The organism is Klebsiella sp. X1-16S-Nf21 (assembly GCF_002837615.1).
Classification (GTDB): domain Bacteria; phylum Pseudomonadota; class Gammaproteobacteria; order Enterobacterales; family Enterobacteriaceae; genus Klebsiella; species Klebsiella variicola.
On the sequence record NZ_PJDK01000103.1, the window covers coordinates 1 to 14,938 of the forward strand.

Consider the following 14,938-nt stretch of genomic DNA (forward strand, 5'->3'; position numbering starts at 1 on the left):
AGAGCCACCGGAATATCAATATGTAAATAATCTATGGCATTAACCACAATATCATGAATACATTTTAGCCCGAGCATATGCTTAACCGTGCCGCCGGACACGCCCAAAATAACCGGTGAGCGGCACTGCTGGGCGGTGCTTAATACGGCGCCGACCCATTCCAGATTATTAATGTTGAACTGACCGACGGCGTAACCGTTCTTTAGGGCATGCTGAAGCATGTCCTTCATCGACACTAACATATTCACCTCTTGATATTTATTAAACGCAGTTATTCTTCAAAATATTGCTTTAAATTTCTCTCGTAGCTATTTAGCGAGTGGTGGACGACCGCCAGATCCGGCATCGATTCCCGTACCCCTTTTTTCTCAATAGAAATAGCGGCGGTCAGGCTGGCAAATAAAATAATATTATCTATATGCCACGAATAATGGACGCCATAGGTAAAGGCACCGTGAAAAACATCCCCGGCGCCGGTGGTATCAACGGCATTGCACAGCCAGGACGGGACGATCTGCAGCATACCGCTCTTTAAGAAGGCGCAGCCTTTTTCGCCAAGGGTGATAAACGCCTCGCCGCGGCAAATTTTATTCAGTTCAATCAGGGCCGTTTTAATGTCTGCTTCGGTGCTCAGTGAACGATAGCTCATATAATCGCGGGCAAAATGTTCGCTTACGACAAAATAGTCAGTACAGGCCGCCAGTTTAATATTGCTGGCACGCAGTGAACCCCCGTCCATCACGACTTTGGCGTGGGGCAGTTTCTTAATTAAATATTCACTGATTTCTGCCTCATGGCCGTCAATTAAAATGGTGACCGGCTCCTCGCTGGCAATCAGCCGCTCGGCGAGGTCGTCCAGTTTGAGCTTTTGATCGTAGGTCAGGGAAGGTGGCGTTTGCATCTTGCGGGTAATAATCGTCCGCGAACCCGTTAAGCGATTGACCAGCACCGAGGCCAGCGGAGTGATCATGTCATCGGAAAAAACCACCTGGCTGGTATCCACGCCCGCTTCGGCAAACTCATCGATAATGCGCTGACCGTAAAGGTCCTGATGCAGATGACCAATGTAATAGACTTCCTCACCCCATAATCCCAGCAGCCATGCCGCATTGGCCGCTGGGCCGCCGCCGCTTTCTATAAAATCATGACAAAAGTTTTTGGTATTCTCCTGAGGCCATTCATTGAGAAAGAAAAACTGATCGAAACAAGCAAATCCAATGGACAAAATAGCCATAACCACTCCTGATTATTGGTCAGCGGCGGGAAGCCTGACCTCCCCGCCGGGAAAAATGACGTCGCTTATTCATTTTTCTGCTTCGCCGTGAGCTCCTCATAGCTGAGCGTATCGCCAACCACCCGTACGTGACGGAAACAGAAAGGCGCCAGCAGCGCGACGAGCAGCACCAGACAAATCAGGTAGATAGTGACCTGGCCAAACTGGGTGAAGGCGTTACCGATAATGATGCCCCATACCGCGAAGTCGAAATCGGCGAAGGTGCTGTTTTCAAACCCGAGGTTGCCGAGCGCCGGCAGCAGCATCGCCGGCAGGAAGGCGAGGAAGATCCCCCCGATAAAGGAGGCGATGATACATCCGCGCTTGCCGCCCAGCTTGTCGGCGAAGACGCCGGACGTGCCGCCGCAGAAGAAGTGCGGCACCATGCCGGGAATAATCAGCGCCATGCCCAGCCCGCCGAGCAAGAGCATCCCGACCAGCCCGCCCACGAAGGAACTGATGAATCCCACCACCACGGCGGTGGGGCTAAAGGTGAAGAATACCGCGCAGTCAACGGCCGGGATGGAGTCCGGGATCAGCTTCTGGCTGATGCCCTGGAATGCCGGCACCAGATCGCCGAGGATCAGCCGCACACCGTTGTACACAATGGCCACGCCAACGGCGAACTGCAGGCCGGTCAGCACCGAGAAGATCAGCATGTTTTGGTCGGTGATGGTGCTCAGGTATGCCGACCCGGCGACAGCGCTGCAGATAAAGTAGATAACAAACATCACGATACCGGTGGTGACGGTGGTATCGCGCAGAAAGCCCCACTTTTCTGAAATTTCGGTATCCGCGAAGGAATTTGCCGGATTGCCGGTCCGGCTGGCGATCCATGCCGAGAGGTAGTAGCCGAGGGAGCCGAAATGACCCATGGCGATCCCACCGTCTTCCGTGACCTGCTTGGTGTAACGCTGACCAATCGCGGGGGAGATGGCCGACCATGACCCCAGCAGGAATCCGCCGATCAGGATCAACATCCAGCCATGGAACTCCGCCGCCTGCAGGACAGCGGAAAACAGGCAGGCGAGGAAGAACGAGTGATGGCCGGTCAGAAAGATATATTTATACTTGGTACAGCGGGCGATAATCAGGTTGAAAATAAAGCCTAACAGCAAAATACTCATGGTTTCCACGCCCAGCATCTTCTGGGCGACGGAGACAATGGCTTCATTGTTTGGAATAACGCCGCGGATATTAAACCCGGCCTCGATAATACCGCCCAGCGGGTTGAGATTGGCAACGATAACGCCTGCGCCAGCGCTCAACATTAAATAGCCTAGAATCGGTTTTAATGTGCCGGTAAGGAGTTTGTTACCGGGGGAGCGCAGCGCCACTAAACCGACAAAAGCAATCAGCCCCATTAAAAAAGCAGGTTGACTGAATATTTCCGCTAAGAAACTAAGAATAGCCTGCATGGTCGTTCCCTCTATGTTAATTAAGAGTGATTCGCCGCAATTTTGGTCAGCGCGTCGGTAATATCCTCGGCGATTTTCGCTTTATGGACATAGCTGCGAATGATGGCGACATGACAGTGGGCTGGAAATTGATTTGCCAGTTCTTTGATCGTGACGTAAAGGTCGGCTTTTTCGCCGACGGCGTTAGCAAAATCGACCGAGGCGACGTCCGCTTTGATACCTAATTCTTCACAGATCTTTTTGACATTATTCGCAGCCATCAATGAACTGCCAATACCGTTACCACAAACTGTTCTGATAACTAACATAATGACTACTCCATTTGTTTTTGGATGAAATGTAAGACTGAATTCACGTCATTTTCCTGCTGAAGGAAGGTCACAATATCTGACTCGATCAGCGAGGCTATCAGTTGGATCATTTTGATATGACTGTCAGCGTCCGCGCCGGCGATAGCGATGATCACGGTAACCGGATCGAACTCATCGTGGCCGAAGGAGATTGGCGTGGCGGTGGTGACAAGCGAAAATCCGGTTTGCAATGCCCCTTTTTCCGGCCGGGCGTGCGGCATGGCAATCCCGTCGTCTATGACGATAGCGGCGCCGAAATCTTCATATACCGTCAGCATCTCGTTGACATATTCGGCGCTGCAAATCTGACGCCTGGCGAGTAATAAACCCGCCAGTTCGATGGCCTCTTCCGCACGGGAAATATTCTGCTTAAGGGCGATTAACGACGGGTCAAAAATAATTTCCATCCTCAGCTCCTGAACGTATTCCTGTTCCTGAGTAAAATCATGACTAAATACATTGATGAAAATGATGGATGAGATCACATCCGGGGTTTTAAATATTGATGGGGATCACATCGACGGCAAAGTACCGGCAGAAAACGATATAAATAATTTATTTATTTTTTAGTGGGTTATGAAGGCTTTGTATTTTGACGCTGAAATTTGACAGAGAAAAAGTGAGAGGTAGGGCGAATTTTTTCGGCAGAAGTGTATCTCTGGTCACAAATATCGGCGGGTCATTTTCTTAAATTTTGACACCGCTAACAAAAAAGGCCCGCCTGAGCGAGCCTTTTATTAAAACGCGTGCCGATTACAGGCTGGAGACGTTTTCGGTCAGGTATTTTGCTACGCCTTCCGGAGAAGCAGCCATACCTTCTTTTCCTTTTTCCCACTGCGCCGGGCAGACTTCGCCGTGCTCTTCGTGGAACTGCAGCGCATCAACCATACGCAGCATTTCGTCGATGTTACGGCCCAGCGGCAGGTCGTTAACCACCTGGTGGCGTACCACGCCGTTAGCGTCGATCAGGAAAGAGCCGCGCAGCGCTACGCCTTCGTCCGGATGCTCGATACCGTAAGCTTTCTGGATTTCACGTTTGATGTCAGCAACCATCGCGTATTTAACCGGGCCGATACCGCCCTGGTCTACCGGGGTGTTACGCCATGCGTTGTGAACGAACTCGGAATCGAAGGAAACGCCAACCACTTCCACGCCGCGTTTCTGGAATTCTTCGTAACGTTTGTCGAACGCGATCAGCTCAGACGGGCACACGAAAGTAAAGTCCATCGGCCAGAAGAACAGAACGGTAGGTTTACCGTTGGTGTGCTGTTTGAAATTGAATTTCTCAACGATCTCACCATTACCCAGCACAGCGGCTGCAGTAAAATCCGGCGCTTGACGAGTGACCAGAACCATTTGATTCTCCTGTAATTACTAAGGTTATTTGGAACGCAACGCGGGCAAGTATAGAGCCTGGCCGCTAATAACACAAAGAGGCGCTAACAATCGTTCAGCCAGCTTTTACCTATCAATCACGTGGCTATTACAGCTGTTTGTTTTCTGCCAGGCGCATCATTTGCGGATAAAAGCGCCAGAACTGCCCCTCCAGCTGGTCGTAGTGGGTATCCAGATCCTGCCAGGAATCGCGTAGGGCGTCGAGACGCGGACGGCGGCTGGCCATGCCGTTAAGCACGCGCTGAATAAAATCCATCTCCTGATAGCGCTCCAGCCAGCGCTCCGACCACAGGTACTGATTCAGATTGACGAAGCGTGGCGGCGAGTCGGGCAGGATGGGGACGATCTGCTGCTCGGCGTAGCGCACGAACTCGTCCAGCGGCAGGTCAGGGGAGAGCTGCGCCCAGTGCTGCGACAGGAAATGATCCCACATGACATCGAGGGTGATGGGGGCGACGCGACGGGTTTGCGGGCGAAACCACTCCCGCGCCTCTTTGACTTCCGCCAGGTTGTCAGTCATCACGTCAATCCGGCGATGCATATAGATGCCGTCGATGATCTCCGCCGGATAGTCGCCCTGCGGGTTGCCGCGCACAAAATCGGCCATCAGGTTGCCGGGCAGCGAGCTGTCGGCGAGATGGGCGAGGTGCAGGTGGGCGAGAAAATTCATAAAACGACATCCTTTAAATACGAGCGGGCAGGTGGAATCACCGATGTTGCGCTGAACGGCGCCTCGGTGTCCGCATGGCATGCTGCCTGGCTGCGCGCGGCACCTTTGCCACCGGTAAGGCATTCGGTTGCCGCATGGCGGCATTCGGAATGATTTGGAATATAGATTATGTCATTCATCCGGAGGGGTAAAGGTTGCAGGCGGAACGCCCCGGCACTAGACTACCCGCCTCTTTATTCAGTCTGAGTTACCGTCATGCGCGTTACCGATTTTGCTTTTGAACTACCCGAATCTCTGATCGCCCACTATCCGATGCCTGAGCGCAGCAGCTGCCGCCTGCTCTCCCTGGACGGGCCGACGGGCGCGCTGACGCATGGCACCTTCACCGACATCCTCGATAAGCTCAATCCCGGCGATCTGCTGGTGTTTAACAACACCCGGGTGATCCCGGCGCGTCTGTTCGGCCGCAAGGCCAGCGGCGGCAAGATTGAAGTGCTGGTGGAGCGGATGCTGGATGATAAGCGCATCCTGGCCCATATTCGCGCCTCAAAAGCGCCGAAGCCGGGCGCCGAGCTGCTGCTGGGCGATGACGAGAGCATTAAGGCCACGATGCTGGCGCGTCATGGCGCGCTGTTTGAAGTGGAATTTAACGACGAGCGTCCGGTGCTGGAGATCCTCAACGGGATCGGCCATATGCCGCTGCCGCCCTACATTGACCGCCCGGACGAAGACGCTGATCGCGAACTCTATCAAACCGTCTACGGCACCAGGCCGGGCGCGGTAGCCGCCCCGACCGCCGGTCTGCACTTCGACGAACCGCTGCTGGACAAACTGCGCGCCAAAGGCGTTGAGATGGCGTTTGTCACCCTGCACGTGGGGGCGGGGACTTTCCAGCCGGTGCGCGTCGACAGCATTGAAGAGCACACCATGCACTCTGAATATGCGGAAGTGCCGCAGGAGGTGGTCGATGCGGTGCTGGCGGCGAAAGCGCGCGGCAACCGCGTGATTGCGGTAGGCACCACCTCGGTACGCTCGCTGGAGAGCGCGGCGCAGGCGGCGAAAGACGCCCTGATCGCGCCGTTCTTCGACGATACGCAGATTTTCATCTACCCGGGTTATCAGTACCAGGTGATCGATGCGCTGGTAACCAACTTCCATCTCCCTGAATCCACACTGATTATGCTGGTGTCGGCGTTTGCGGGTTATCAGCACACCATGAACGCCTATAAGGTGGCGGTGGAGCAGAAATATCGCTTTTTTAGCTACGGGGATGCGATGTTTATCACGTACAATCCGCAGGCTATTTCTGAGCGTCCCTGACAAGGCCGGCCCGCCGGCGTTTTGGACGCCATGACGCATTTTTTAGCCACGGAATCATTCCGTGGCGAGTATGAAAACGTCGGACTGTTTTTCTGACGCAGGAGCAAGCATGAAATTTGAACTGGATACCACCGACGGTCGCGCCCGCCGCGGTCGCCTGGTGTTTGAGCGCGGCGTGGTGGAAACACCGGCCTTTATGCCCGTTGGCACCTACGGCACCGTCAAAGGGATGACGCCGGAAGAAGTGGAAGCCACCGGCGCGCAGATTATTCTCGGCAACACCTTCCACCTGTGGCTGCGCCCGGGTCAGGAGATCATGAAGCTGCATGGCGATCTGCACGATTTTATGCAGTGGAAAGGACCGATCCTTACCGACTCCGGCGGCTTCCAGGTGTTCAGCCTTGGCGATATCCGTAAGATCACCGAGCAGGGCGTCCATTTCCGCAACCCGATCAACGGCGATCCTATTTTCCTCGATCCGGAAAAATCGATGGAGATTCAATACGATCTCGGTTCCGACATCGTGATGATCTTCGACGAATGTACGCCGTACCCGGCAGACTGGGATTACGCCAAGCGCTCGATGGAAATGTCTCTGCGCTGGGCCAAGCGCAGCCGTGACCGTTTCGATAGCCTTGGCAATAAAAATGCGCTGTTCGGCATCATTCAGGGCAGCGTTTACGAAGATTTACGTGATATCTCGGTGAAAGGTCTGGTAGAGATTGGCTTTGATGGCTACGCTGTCGGCGGTTTGGCGGTCGGTGAGCCGAAGGAAGACATGCACCGTATTCTGGAGCACGTCTGCCCGCAGATCCCGGCCGATAAACCACGATACCTGATGGGCGTCGGGAAGCCGGAAGATCTGGTGGAAGGGGTACGTCGCGGTATCGATATGTTCGACTGCGTCATGCCGACGCGCAACGCGCGTAACGGCCACCTGTTCGTCACCGACGGCGTGGTGAAAATCCGCAACGCGAAGCACAAAAGCGATACCGCACCGCTGGACGCCGAGTGTGATTGCTATACATGTCGCAATTATTCACGCGCTTACTTGCATCACCTCGACCGTTGCAACGAAATATTGGGCGCGCGTCTCAATACCATTCATAACCTGCGCTACTATCAGCGTTTAATGGCTGGTTTACGCAAGGCTATCGAAGAGGGTAAATTAGAGAGCTTCGTGACCGATTTTTACCAACGTCAGGGGCGCACCGTGCCTCCTTTGAACGTTGATTAATTTTAATAATGAGGGAATTTCAATGAGCTTTTTTATTTCTGATGCGGTAGCGGCAACGGGTGCACCGGCGCAGGGCAGCCCGATGTCTCTGATTCTGATGCTGGTGGTGTTCGGTCTGATTTTTTACTTCATGATCCTGCGTCCACAGCAGAAGCGCACCAAGGAACACAAGAACCTGATGAACTCCATCGCCAAAGGTGATGAAGTGCTGACCAACGGCGGTCTGGTCGGTCGCGTGACCAAAGTAGCGGAAACTGGCTACATTGCTATCGCGCTGAACGATACCACTGAAGTGGTTATCAAACGTGACTTCGTTGCTGCCGTTCTGCCGAAAGGCACCATGAAGGCGCTGTAATCTAACTTTTCCCAAAGGGAACTGCCGTGTTAAACCGTTATCCTTTGTGGAAGTACGTCATGCTGGTCGTCGTCATTGTCGTCGGCCTGATCTATGCGCTTCCCAACCTGTATGGTGAGGATCCGGCTGTTCAAATCACTGGCGCGCGCGGCGTCGCCGCCAGTGAGCAAACGCTGATCCAGGTCCAGAAAACTTTACAAGAAGAAAAAATAACCGCGAAGTCTGTGGCACTGGAAGAGGGCGCTATTCTTGCGCGCTTCGACACCACTGATACCCAGCTGCGTGCGCGTGAAGCGCTGCTTACCGTGCTGGGTGACAAATACGTCGTGGCGCTAAACCTTGCTCCGGCAACCCCACGCTGGCTGGCGGCACTCTATGCCGAGCCAATGAAGCTGGGTCTTGATCTGCGCGGCGGCGTGCACTTCCTGATGGAAGTCGACATGGACACCGCGTTAGGCAAGCTGCAGGAACAGAACATCGACAGCCTGCGCAGCGAACTGCGTGACAAAGGCATTCCTTACGCGACCGTGCGCAAGGAAGACAACTATGGTCTGAGCATCGTCTTCCGCGACAGCGCGGCGCGCGACCAGGCTATCTCTTATCTCAGCCCTCGCCATCGCGATCTGGTTATTTCCTCTCAGGGTGACAACAGCCTGAAAGCGGTGATGACCGATGAGCGCCTGAAAGAAGCCCGTGAGTACGCGGTTCAGCAGAACATTAACATTCTGCGTAACCGTGTGAACCAGCTGGGCGTCGCCGAACCGCTGGTTCAGCGTCAGGGTGCTGACCGCATCGTGGTTGAGCTGCCGGGTATCCAGGATACCGCGCGGGCGAAAGAGATCCTTGGCGCAACCGCGACCCTCGAGTTCCGTCTGGTCAATACCAACGTGGACCAGTCCGCCGCTGCCTCTGGCCGCGTGCCGGGCGACTCGGAAGTGAAAGAGACGCGTGAAGGCCAGCCGGTGGTGCTGTACAAGCGAGTGATCCTGACCGGTGACCATATCACCGACTCGACCTCCAGCATGGATGAGTACAACCAGCCGCAGGTCAACATCTCGCTGGACAGCGCGGGCGGTAATATCATGTCTAACTTCACCAAGGACAATATCGGTAAGCCGATGGCGACCCTGTTCGTGGAGTATAAAGACAGCGGTAAGAAAGACGCTAACGGTCGCGCTATCCTGGCGAAAGAGGAAGAGGTGATTAACATCGCCAACATCCAGTCGCGTCTGGGTAACAGCTTCCGTATCACCGGTATCAGCAACCCGAACGAAGCACGCCAGCTGTCGCTGCTGCTGCGTGCCGGTGCGCTGATTGCCCCGATTCAGATCGTCGAAGAGCGGACTATCGGCCCAACCCTTGGTATGCAGAACATCAAGCAGGGTCTGGAAGCCTGTCTGGCCGGCCTGGTGGTCTCTATCCTGTTCATGATCCTCTTCTATAAGAAGTTCGGTCTGATTGCGACCTCGGCGCTGATTGCCAACCTGGTGCTGATTGTCGGCATTATGTCCCTGATCCCGGGGGCGACGCTGACCATGCCGGGCATCGCGGGTATCGTGTTAACCCTTGCGGTGGCGGTCGATGCTAACGTTCTGATCAACGAGCGTATCAAAGAAGAGCTGAGCAACGGGCGTACCGTTCAGCAGGCGATTGACGAAGGTTATCGCGGCGCGTTCAGCTCGATCTTCGACGCCAACGTGACGACGCTTATCAAAGTGATCATCCTGTACGCGGTCGGTACCGGTGCCATTAAAGGGTTTGCGATTACCACCGGTATCGGTATCGCGACCTCAATGTTTACCGCTATCGTCGGCACCCGTGCCATCGTGAACCTGCTGTACGGCGGCAAGCGCGTTAAAAAGCTGTCTATCTGAGGAGTGCGTTGTGGCACAGGAATATACTGTTGAACAATTGAACCACGGCCGTAAAGTCTGGGACTTTATGCGCTGGGACTACTGGGCCTTCGGCATTTCAGGTTTTCTGCTGATTGTGTCGATCGCCATCATCGGCGTCCGCGGCTTTAACTGGGGGCTCGATTTCACCGGCGGTACGGTGATCGAGATTACCCTTGAGAAGCCGGTCGATCTGGACCAGATGCGCGACTCCCTGCAGAAAGCGGGCTTTGAAGAGCCGCAGGTGCAGAACTTTGGCAGCAGCCGCGACATCATGGTACGTATGCCGCCGGTGCATGACGCCAACGTCAGCCAGGAACTGGGCAGCAAGGTCGTGACGGTGATTAACGAATCGACCAGCCAGAATGCGGCGGTGAAGCGAATTGAGTTTGTCGGCCCGAGCGTCGGCGCGGACCTCGCGCAAACTGGCGCCCTGGCGCTGATTGCCGCGCTGGTCTGTATCCTGATCTACGTCGGCTTCCGCTTCGAATGGCGTCTGGCTGCCGGGGTGGTTATCGCCCTGGCGCACGATGTGGTGATCACCATGGGCGTACTGTCGCTGTTCCATATCGAGATCGACCTGACCATTGTGGCCTCGTTGATGTCGGTTATCGGCTACTCGCTGAACGACAGTATTGTGGTATCGGACCGTATCCGTGAAAACTTCCGTAAGATCCGCCGCGGTACGCCGTACGAGATCTTCAACGTGTCGTTGACCCAGACGCTGCACCGTACCTTGATCACCTCCGGGACCACCCTGATGGTGATCCTGATGCTGTTCCTGTTCGGCGGCCCGATTCTGGAAGGCTTCTCGCTGACCATGCTGATCGGTGTCTCCATCGGTACGGCTTCCTCTATCTACGTCGCCTCTGCGCTGGCGTTGAAACTGGGTATGAAGCGCGAGCATCTGCTGCAGCAGAAGGTCGAAAAAGAAGGGGCGGACCAGCCGTCTATTCTGCCGTAATCCGGTTCAGTTGAGATAAAGCCATCCCGGCCCAGGCGGCCGGGATTTTTTTTGTCCGCGATAAAACCTGCTGACAGTATGCTGTCAGGAGCCCTCCCATACACTCCTTCTGAACTCACTAACGAGCAGGAGGAAGTATGAATAACGTGATTAACTGGTTTGAAATTCCGGTCGCCGATATGGATCGCGCCGTCGCGTTTTATGAGCCGGTGATGCAGGTGACGCTGCGTCGCGAAACCATGGACTGCGCCGAGCTGGCGGTGTTCCCGCATCAGGATCCGGCCCCTGGCGGCGCGTTGGCCAAATTTGAGGGTATCGCCCCTTCAGTGCAGGGCGCTATTATTTACCTGCATACAGACCATCTTGCCGCCACCCTGGACCGCATTGCCTCGGCGGGTGGGGCGTGTGTTTTCGGGCCGCTGACGCTGCCGAATGATATTGGCACCATCGCGCTGTTTACTGACAGCGAGGGCAACCGCGTCGGCCTGCACCAGCCGGCTTAACCTAAACGTTTTGTGAAGTGAGACATGACCCGACGCGCCGACCGTTTATTTCAGATTGTGCAGATCCTGCGCGGCAGGCGGCTCACTACCGCCGCGCTGCTGGCGGAGCGGTTGGGCGTGTCGGAGCGCACCGTGTATCGCGATATTCGCGATCTCTCCCTCTCCGGCGTGCCGGTGGAGGGCGAGGCGGGGAGTGGTTATCGCCTGCTGGCGGGCTACGATCTGCCGCCGCTGATGCTGACCACCAAAGAATCCGAAGCGCTGATCGCCGCGATTCGGTTGCTGAAAACCTGGGGCGGTGAGGCGCTGTCGCAATCGCTGGAATCCGCCCAGGAGAAGATGCTGGCGATCCTGCCGGAGGCGCGCCGGCGCCAGGCGGAGCAGACCCGCCTGTTTGCCCCCGATCTCGGTGCCCATCGTTATGCCAAAACCTATTTTGACGTCATTCATCAGGCGGTCTCCGGCCAGCAGGTGCTGCAGTTGCGCTATCAGGATGAGTCTGGCCGGGTAACCGAGCGCGACGTGCTGCCGCTGGGGCTGTTTTTCTGGGGGGAGCGCTGGCTGCTGGTGGCCTGGTGCGAGCTGCGTAATGATTATCGTAACTTTCGCCTCGACCGTTGTCTGGCGGTCAGGGCGACCGAGCGTCGATTCAGCGAGTGTGCCGATCGCTCGTTAAGCGATTTTCTGCGCAAAGTGCGGTGCGACGTGTGGGAGAAATAAAAACGCCCGGCTGGCCCGGGCGCTGTCTTGCTGTATCCGCAATTAGAAGTTGTAACCTACCACGAAGTAACCACCCCAGCCGGTCGAGCGGACGCTGAAATCGCCATCGCCGAAGTTCAGCTTGGCATCGTCAGCCCACTGGCCGCCGTTATGGAAGTAACGGGCCACCACCGAGTAGTGCCAGTGCGCGTAGTTCAACGCCAGGATGTGGCTGGAGGCGATGGAGTTGCTGGTGCGCGCGTGCTTCCCGTTCAGATCGTAGAAGTTGTCATCGCCGAGATCAGAACCCCAGTCGAAGTTGGTGAAACCGATGTAGCTCAGCGAGCCGCCCCACAGGTCGGTCAGCGGCACGAAGTATTTCACTTTGAAGCGGTAGCCGTCCCACTCGTTTTCGTTGGACGCGCCGTAGTTCTGCCACTGGTATTTGGCGTAGACGTTCAGTGACAGGCTCATCGGCAGGCCGGTATCGATATCGGTACCCAGACCCATATACCAGGTGCTCTGCTCCTGAGAGTCGTTACGGCCCATATCGTAGATATAGTTGTTCGCGAAGTACCACTCTTTGAACGGCCCGAAGCTCAGATCGGTATTGGTCAGCTTATCGATAGAGAAACGCGGTTCGATCTCCATAAACAGCGGCGAGCCGTTGTTCCAGATACCTTTTGCCGTGCTGTTGCCGCCGAAGAATACCGGGGCATCGATATAGCCGTAGAAATCAAACCAGTCTTTTTTGGCGAACGCTTCATATTCCAGGTAGGTATCGTTACGGATCTGCGGTCCAAAACGGGTGTGGTAGCTGCCCACCACGTTAACACTCTGGTGCCACCAGTCAGACAGGTACTGCGGTTTATCGTTTTCTGCCGCGCCCGCAGTAAAAGAAGTGGAGAGCGCCACAACCGCACCCGCTGCCAGTAATGTTTTTTTCATAGTAATGCCACTGTTTAAATTGAGCCTGAAGGCGTTAAAAGAAGTGCCGAAGCGTTTCTAAATATTTCGTCTTTCTGTGGGGGTCTATTATAGGAATCATTGCTCACAAAAATACGTGTTGTTTCACATAACCAGAACATGCGTAATCGATTGCGTTCACGATTCTATGCATTTCTTGACAAAATGCTACTGAAAATCGCCATACAGAACGATTTCTAATGAACTCTTGTGAAAAGTTGTAAGTGGATAAGAAAGACGGAGCTGGAGGTAGCCGGGCGGGGCAGGGCCCGGCGTGAAGATTTACTGTGCGGCGGCGGGCTGGATATCGTGGACGCGAATAAAACCGACTTTGTCGGGCGTCACGTTCAGACGCAACGGGATATCCACATCGCTGGGGGCGAGGATGCTGGCCGGGGCGCTAATCAGCTGATCCTGAACATTGACTTCCTGATAGCTGTGGGTGGTGCCGGTGATCTGCCCGGAGGCGACGGTGGCGGTAAAGGCCGGCAGCGGATCGTTGGATTCACCCTGAATGCGTAAAGTCAGGCGTGACCCGTCGCCGTCCGGCGTAATGCTGCCCACCGACATGCGCAGGGTGCCGATCTGGCTCTCCAGCCGCGCCGGGGTTTTGGCCTCCGGCAGCAGATAGACGCCGCGGGTGGATTTGGCGTTCAGCGCGTTTTGTTGGGTGATTTTGATCGTTTGCTGATTGAGCTGGGTCATCTCCTGGCTCAGGGTACTCACGCTCTGGTGCATCTGGCGGATTTCGCTTTGCTGGGCGCAGGCGGTCAGGGTAAACAGGCTGCCCGCGATGGCGAGTTTCAGGTAACGTCTTGTCATGGTCAGGATTCCGTTTGCAGAGGATGCTTAATGGTAGCCAAACCGCCTGCCTCTCTCATAGATCCTTTGTCTCAAAAGCTCTTTCTTTGTAGTCAGGTCACTTCGCGGTAAACTACCCTTCAGTTTAACTACCTGTCAGGACGCGCTATGCATTGCCCTTTCTGTTTCGCCGTGGATACCAAAGTGATCGACTCTCGTCTGGTGGGGGAAGGCTCTTCCGTGCGTCGCCGTCGGCAGTGCCTGGTCTGTAATGAACGCTTTACCACCTTCGAAGTGGCGGAGCTGGTGATGCCCCGGGTGGTGAAGAGTAACGATGTGCGTGAACCCTTCAACGAAGACAAGCTGCGCAGCGGGATGCTGAAAGCGCTGGAGAAACGTCCGGTTAGCGCCGATGACGTGGAAATGGCGGTCAACCATATCAAAACCCATCTGCGCGGCACCGGCGAGCGCGAAGTGGCCAGCAAAATGATTGGCAATCTGGTGATGGAGCAGCTGAAAAAGCTGGATAAAGTCGCCTATATTCGCTTTGCGTCGGTCTATCGCAGCTTTGAAGACATCAAAGAATTCGGCGAAGAGATCGCCCGCTTACAGGACTAAGCCATGCAGGACGAAATGTACATGGCGCGAGCGCTGAAGCTTGCCACGCGCGGACGCTTTACCACCCATCCTAACCCTAATGTCGGCTGCGTCATTGTGAAAGACGGCGAAATCGTCGGCGAGGGCTTTCACTATCGCGCCGGCGAGCCGCATGCTGAAGTGCACGCGCTCCGCATGGCCGGCGAAAAGGCGCAGGGCGCCACCGCCTACGTCACCCTTGAGCCCTGCAGCCACCATGGCCGTACGCCGCCGTGCTGCGATGCGTTGATCGCCGCCGGCGTTAGCCGCGTGGTCGCTGCGATGCAAGACCCAAACCCGCAGGTGGCGGGGCGCGGTCTGTATCGTCTGCAGCAGGCCGGTATTGACGTCAGCCACGGGCTGATGATGAACGAAGCGGAAGCGCTGAATAAGGGCTTCCTGAAGCGGATGCGCACCGGTTTTCCCTGGGTGCAGCTGAAGCTGGGCGCCTCGCTGGAC

The 14,938-nt window shown here is 55.5% G+C and carries 20 protein-coding genes; 11 read left to right on the forward strand and 9 right to left on the reverse strand.

The features are described from left to right. The 5 genes from CW267_RS27455 to CW267_RS27475 all read right to left on the reverse strand — a co-directional run. The coding region (locus CW267_RS27455; protein ID WP_413773663.1) for a class II fructose-bisphosphate aldolase at positions 1-242 on the reverse strand (242 nt) is incomplete at its 3' end. Positions 243-271: 29 nt separating this feature from the next. Further along, a complete protein-coding gene (locus CW267_RS27460) occupies positions 272-1,234 on the reverse strand; it encodes a carbohydrate kinase family protein (RefSeq protein ID WP_046620450.1) in 963 nt (320 codons plus the stop codon). Between the two features lie 65 nt (positions 1,235-1,299). After that, positions 1,300-2,691, reverse strand: coding sequence for a PTS ascorbate transporter subunit IIC (locus CW267_RS27465; protein ID WP_012968840.1), 1,392 nt, complete (start codon positions 2,689-2,691; stop codon positions 1,300-1,302). 20 nt (positions 2,692-2,711) lie between these two features. Beyond that, complete coding sequence (locus tag CW267_RS27470) at positions 2,712-2,999, reverse strand: PTS sugar transporter subunit IIB (protein WP_012968839.1); 288 nt, start codon at positions 2,997-2,999, stop codon at positions 2,712-2,714. A 5-nt stretch (positions 3,000-3,004) separates the two neighbouring features. Then, the gene (locus tag CW267_RS27475) at positions 3,005-3,448 is read right to left on the reverse strand and encodes a PTS sugar transporter subunit IIA (protein WP_008805368.1); all 444 of its coding nucleotides are present in this window, start codon (positions 3,446-3,448) and stop codon (positions 3,005-3,007) included. A 55-nt stretch (positions 3,449-3,503) separates the two neighbouring features. On the opposite strand from CW267_RS27475, the gene CW267_RS31495 reads away from it, so the two are divergent. Then, positions 3,504-3,611 carry a hypothetical protein gene (locus tag CW267_RS31495; protein WP_227521876.1) on the forward strand — a complete coding sequence of 36 codons (108 nt, stop codon included), beginning with the start codon at positions 3,504-3,506 and terminating at the stop codon, positions 3,609-3,611. Between the two features lie 183 nt (positions 3,612-3,794). On the opposite strand, the gene CW267_RS27480 is transcribed toward CW267_RS31495, so the two are convergent. Together CW267_RS27480 and acpH are read right to left on the reverse strand one after the other, a co-directional pair. Next, positions 3,795-4,397: a peroxiredoxin gene (locus CW267_RS27480; RefSeq protein WP_004178733.1), complete on the reverse strand. Its 603-nt coding sequence runs from the start codon at positions 4,395-4,397 to the stop codon at positions 3,795-3,797. Positions 4,398-4,524: 127 nt separating this feature from the next. After that, entirely contained in the window at positions 4,525-5,106 is a 582-nt protein-coding gene (gene acpH, locus CW267_RS27485; RefSeq protein ID WP_008805369.1) for an ACP phosphodiesterase, read from the reverse strand. 74 nt (positions 5,107-5,180) lie between these two features. On the opposite strand from acpH, the gene CW267_RS30960 reads away from it, so the two are divergent. From CW267_RS30960 to CW267_RS27520, 8 genes are all read left to right on the forward strand, one after another. Beyond that, entirely contained in the window at positions 5,181-5,297 is a 117-nt protein-coding gene (locus tag CW267_RS30960; protein WP_004218831.1) for a hypothetical protein, read from the forward strand. A gap of 64 nt (positions 5,298-5,361) precedes the next feature. Next, positions 5,362-6,426 carry a tRNA preQ1(34) S-adenosylmethionine ribosyltransferase-isomerase QueA gene (gene queA, locus CW267_RS27490; RefSeq protein WP_002890390.1) on the forward strand — a complete coding sequence of 355 codons (1,065 nt, stop codon included), beginning with the start codon at positions 5,362-5,364 and terminating at the stop codon, positions 6,424-6,426. A gap of 109 nt (positions 6,427-6,535) precedes the next feature. Next, complete coding sequence (tgt, locus tag CW267_RS27495; protein WP_002890395.1) at positions 6,536-7,663, forward strand: tRNA guanosine(34) transglycosylase Tgt; 1,128 nt, start codon at positions 6,536-6,538, stop codon at positions 7,661-7,663. A gap of 22 nt (positions 7,664-7,685) precedes the next feature. After that, entirely contained in the window at positions 7,686-8,018 is a 333-nt protein-coding gene (gene yajC, locus CW267_RS27500; RefSeq protein ID WP_002890398.1) for a preprotein translocase subunit YajC, read from the forward strand. 26 nt (positions 8,019-8,044) lie between these two features. Then, positions 8,045-9,892 carry a protein translocase subunit SecD gene (gene secD / locus CW267_RS27505; protein ID WP_008805370.1) on the forward strand — a complete coding sequence of 616 codons (1,848 nt, stop codon included), beginning with the start codon at positions 8,045-8,047 and terminating at the stop codon, positions 9,890-9,892. Between the two features lie 10 nt (positions 9,893-9,902). Then, positions 9,903-10,874, forward strand: a complete 972-nt coding sequence (gene secF, locus CW267_RS27510; protein ID WP_008805371.1) for a protein translocase subunit SecF — start codon at positions 9,903-9,905, stop codon at positions 10,872-10,874. Positions 10,875-11,011: 137 nt separating this feature from the next. Continuing rightward, positions 11,012-11,377, forward strand: a complete 366-nt coding sequence (locus tag CW267_RS27515; protein WP_032734877.1) for a VOC family protein — start codon at positions 11,012-11,014, stop codon at positions 11,375-11,377. 24 nt (positions 11,378-11,401) lie between these two features. After that, complete coding sequence (locus tag CW267_RS27520) at positions 11,402-12,097, forward strand: helix-turn-helix transcriptional regulator (protein ID WP_008805373.1); 696 nt, start codon at positions 11,402-11,404, stop codon at positions 12,095-12,097. A gap of 42 nt (positions 12,098-12,139) precedes the next feature. Here CW267_RS27520 and CW267_RS27525 read toward each other — a convergent pair whose 3' ends face one another. Together CW267_RS27525 and CW267_RS27530 are read right to left on the reverse strand one after the other, a co-directional pair. Beyond that, on the reverse strand, positions 12,140-13,024 hold the full coding sequence (locus CW267_RS27525; RefSeq protein ID WP_004204836.1) for a nucleoside-specific channel-forming protein Tsx: 885 nt from the start codon (positions 13,022-13,024) through the stop codon (positions 12,140-12,142). 300 nt (positions 13,025-13,324) lie between these two features. Further along, on the reverse strand, positions 13,325-13,864 hold the full coding sequence (locus CW267_RS27530; protein WP_008805374.1) for a DUF3251 domain-containing protein: 540 nt from the start codon (positions 13,862-13,864) through the stop codon (positions 13,325-13,327). Between the two features lie 147 nt (positions 13,865-14,011). Here CW267_RS27530 and nrdR point away from each other — a divergent pair, with 147 nt between their 5' ends. Beyond that, positions 14,012-14,461 carry a transcriptional regulator NrdR gene (gene nrdR / locus CW267_RS27535; protein WP_002890417.1) on the forward strand — a complete coding sequence of 150 codons (450 nt, stop codon included), beginning with the start codon at positions 14,012-14,014 and terminating at the stop codon, positions 14,459-14,461. A gap of 3 nt (positions 14,462-14,464) precedes the next feature. Further along, on the forward strand, positions 14,465-14,938 hold a 474-nt coding region (gene ribD / locus CW267_RS27540), incomplete at its 3' end, for a bifunctional diaminohydroxyphosphoribosylaminopyrimidine deaminase/5-amino-6-(5-phosphoribosylamino)uracil reductase RibD (RefSeq protein WP_101148685.1).

Coding starts and splice junctions, on each gene's coding strand:
- CW267_RS27460 (WP_046620450.1), bottom strand. CDS start 1,234: ATGGCTATTTTGTCCATTGGATTTGCTTGTTTCGATCAGTTTTTCTTT.
- CW267_RS27465 (WP_012968840.1), bottom strand. CDS start 2,691: ATGCAGGCTATTCTTAGTTTCTTAGCGGAAATATTCAGTCAACCTGCT.
- CW267_RS27470 (WP_012968839.1), bottom strand. CDS start 2,999: ATGTTAGTTATCAGAACAGTTTGTGGTAACGGTATTGGCAGTTCATTG.
- CW267_RS27475 (WP_008805368.1), bottom strand. CDS start 3,448: ATGGAAATTATTTTTGACCCGTCGTTAATCGCCCTTAAGCAGAATATT.
- CW267_RS31495 (WP_227521876.1), top strand. CDS start 3,504: ATGAAAATGATGGATGAGATCACATCCGGGGTTTTAAATATTGATGGG.
- CW267_RS27480 (WP_004178733.1), bottom strand. CDS start 4,397: ATGGTTCTGGTCACTCGTCAAGCGCCGGATTTTACTGCAGCCGCTGTG.
- acpH (WP_008805369.1), bottom strand. CDS start 5,106: ATGAATTTTCTCGCCCACCTGCACCTCGCCCATCTCGCCGACAGCTCG.
- CW267_RS30960 (WP_004218831.1), top strand. CDS start 5,181: ATGGCATGCTGCCTGGCTGCGCGCGGCACCTTTGCCACCGGTAAGGCA.
- queA (WP_002890390.1), top strand. CDS start 5,362: ATGCGCGTTACCGATTTTGCTTTTGAACTACCCGAATCTCTGATCGCC.
- tgt (WP_002890395.1), top strand. CDS start 6,536: ATGAAATTTGAACTGGATACCACCGACGGTCGCGCCCGCCGCGGTCGC.
- yajC (WP_002890398.1), top strand. CDS start 7,686: ATGAGCTTTTTTATTTCTGATGCGGTAGCGGCAACGGGTGCACCGGCG.
- CW267_RS27515 (WP_032734877.1), top strand. CDS start 11,012: ATGAATAACGTGATTAACTGGTTTGAAATTCCGGTCGCCGATATGGAT.
- CW267_RS27520 (WP_008805373.1), top strand. CDS start 11,402: ATGACCCGACGCGCCGACCGTTTATTTCAGATTGTGCAGATCCTGCGC.
- CW267_RS27525 (WP_004204836.1), bottom strand. CDS start 13,024: ATGAAAAAAACATTACTGGCAGCGGGTGCGGTTGTGGCGCTCTCCACT.
- CW267_RS27530 (WP_008805374.1), bottom strand. CDS start 13,864: ATGACAAGACGTTACCTGAAACTCGCCATCGCGGGCAGCCTGTTTACC.
- nrdR (WP_002890417.1), top strand. CDS start 14,012: ATGCATTGCCCTTTCTGTTTCGCCGTGGATACCAAAGTGATCGACTCT.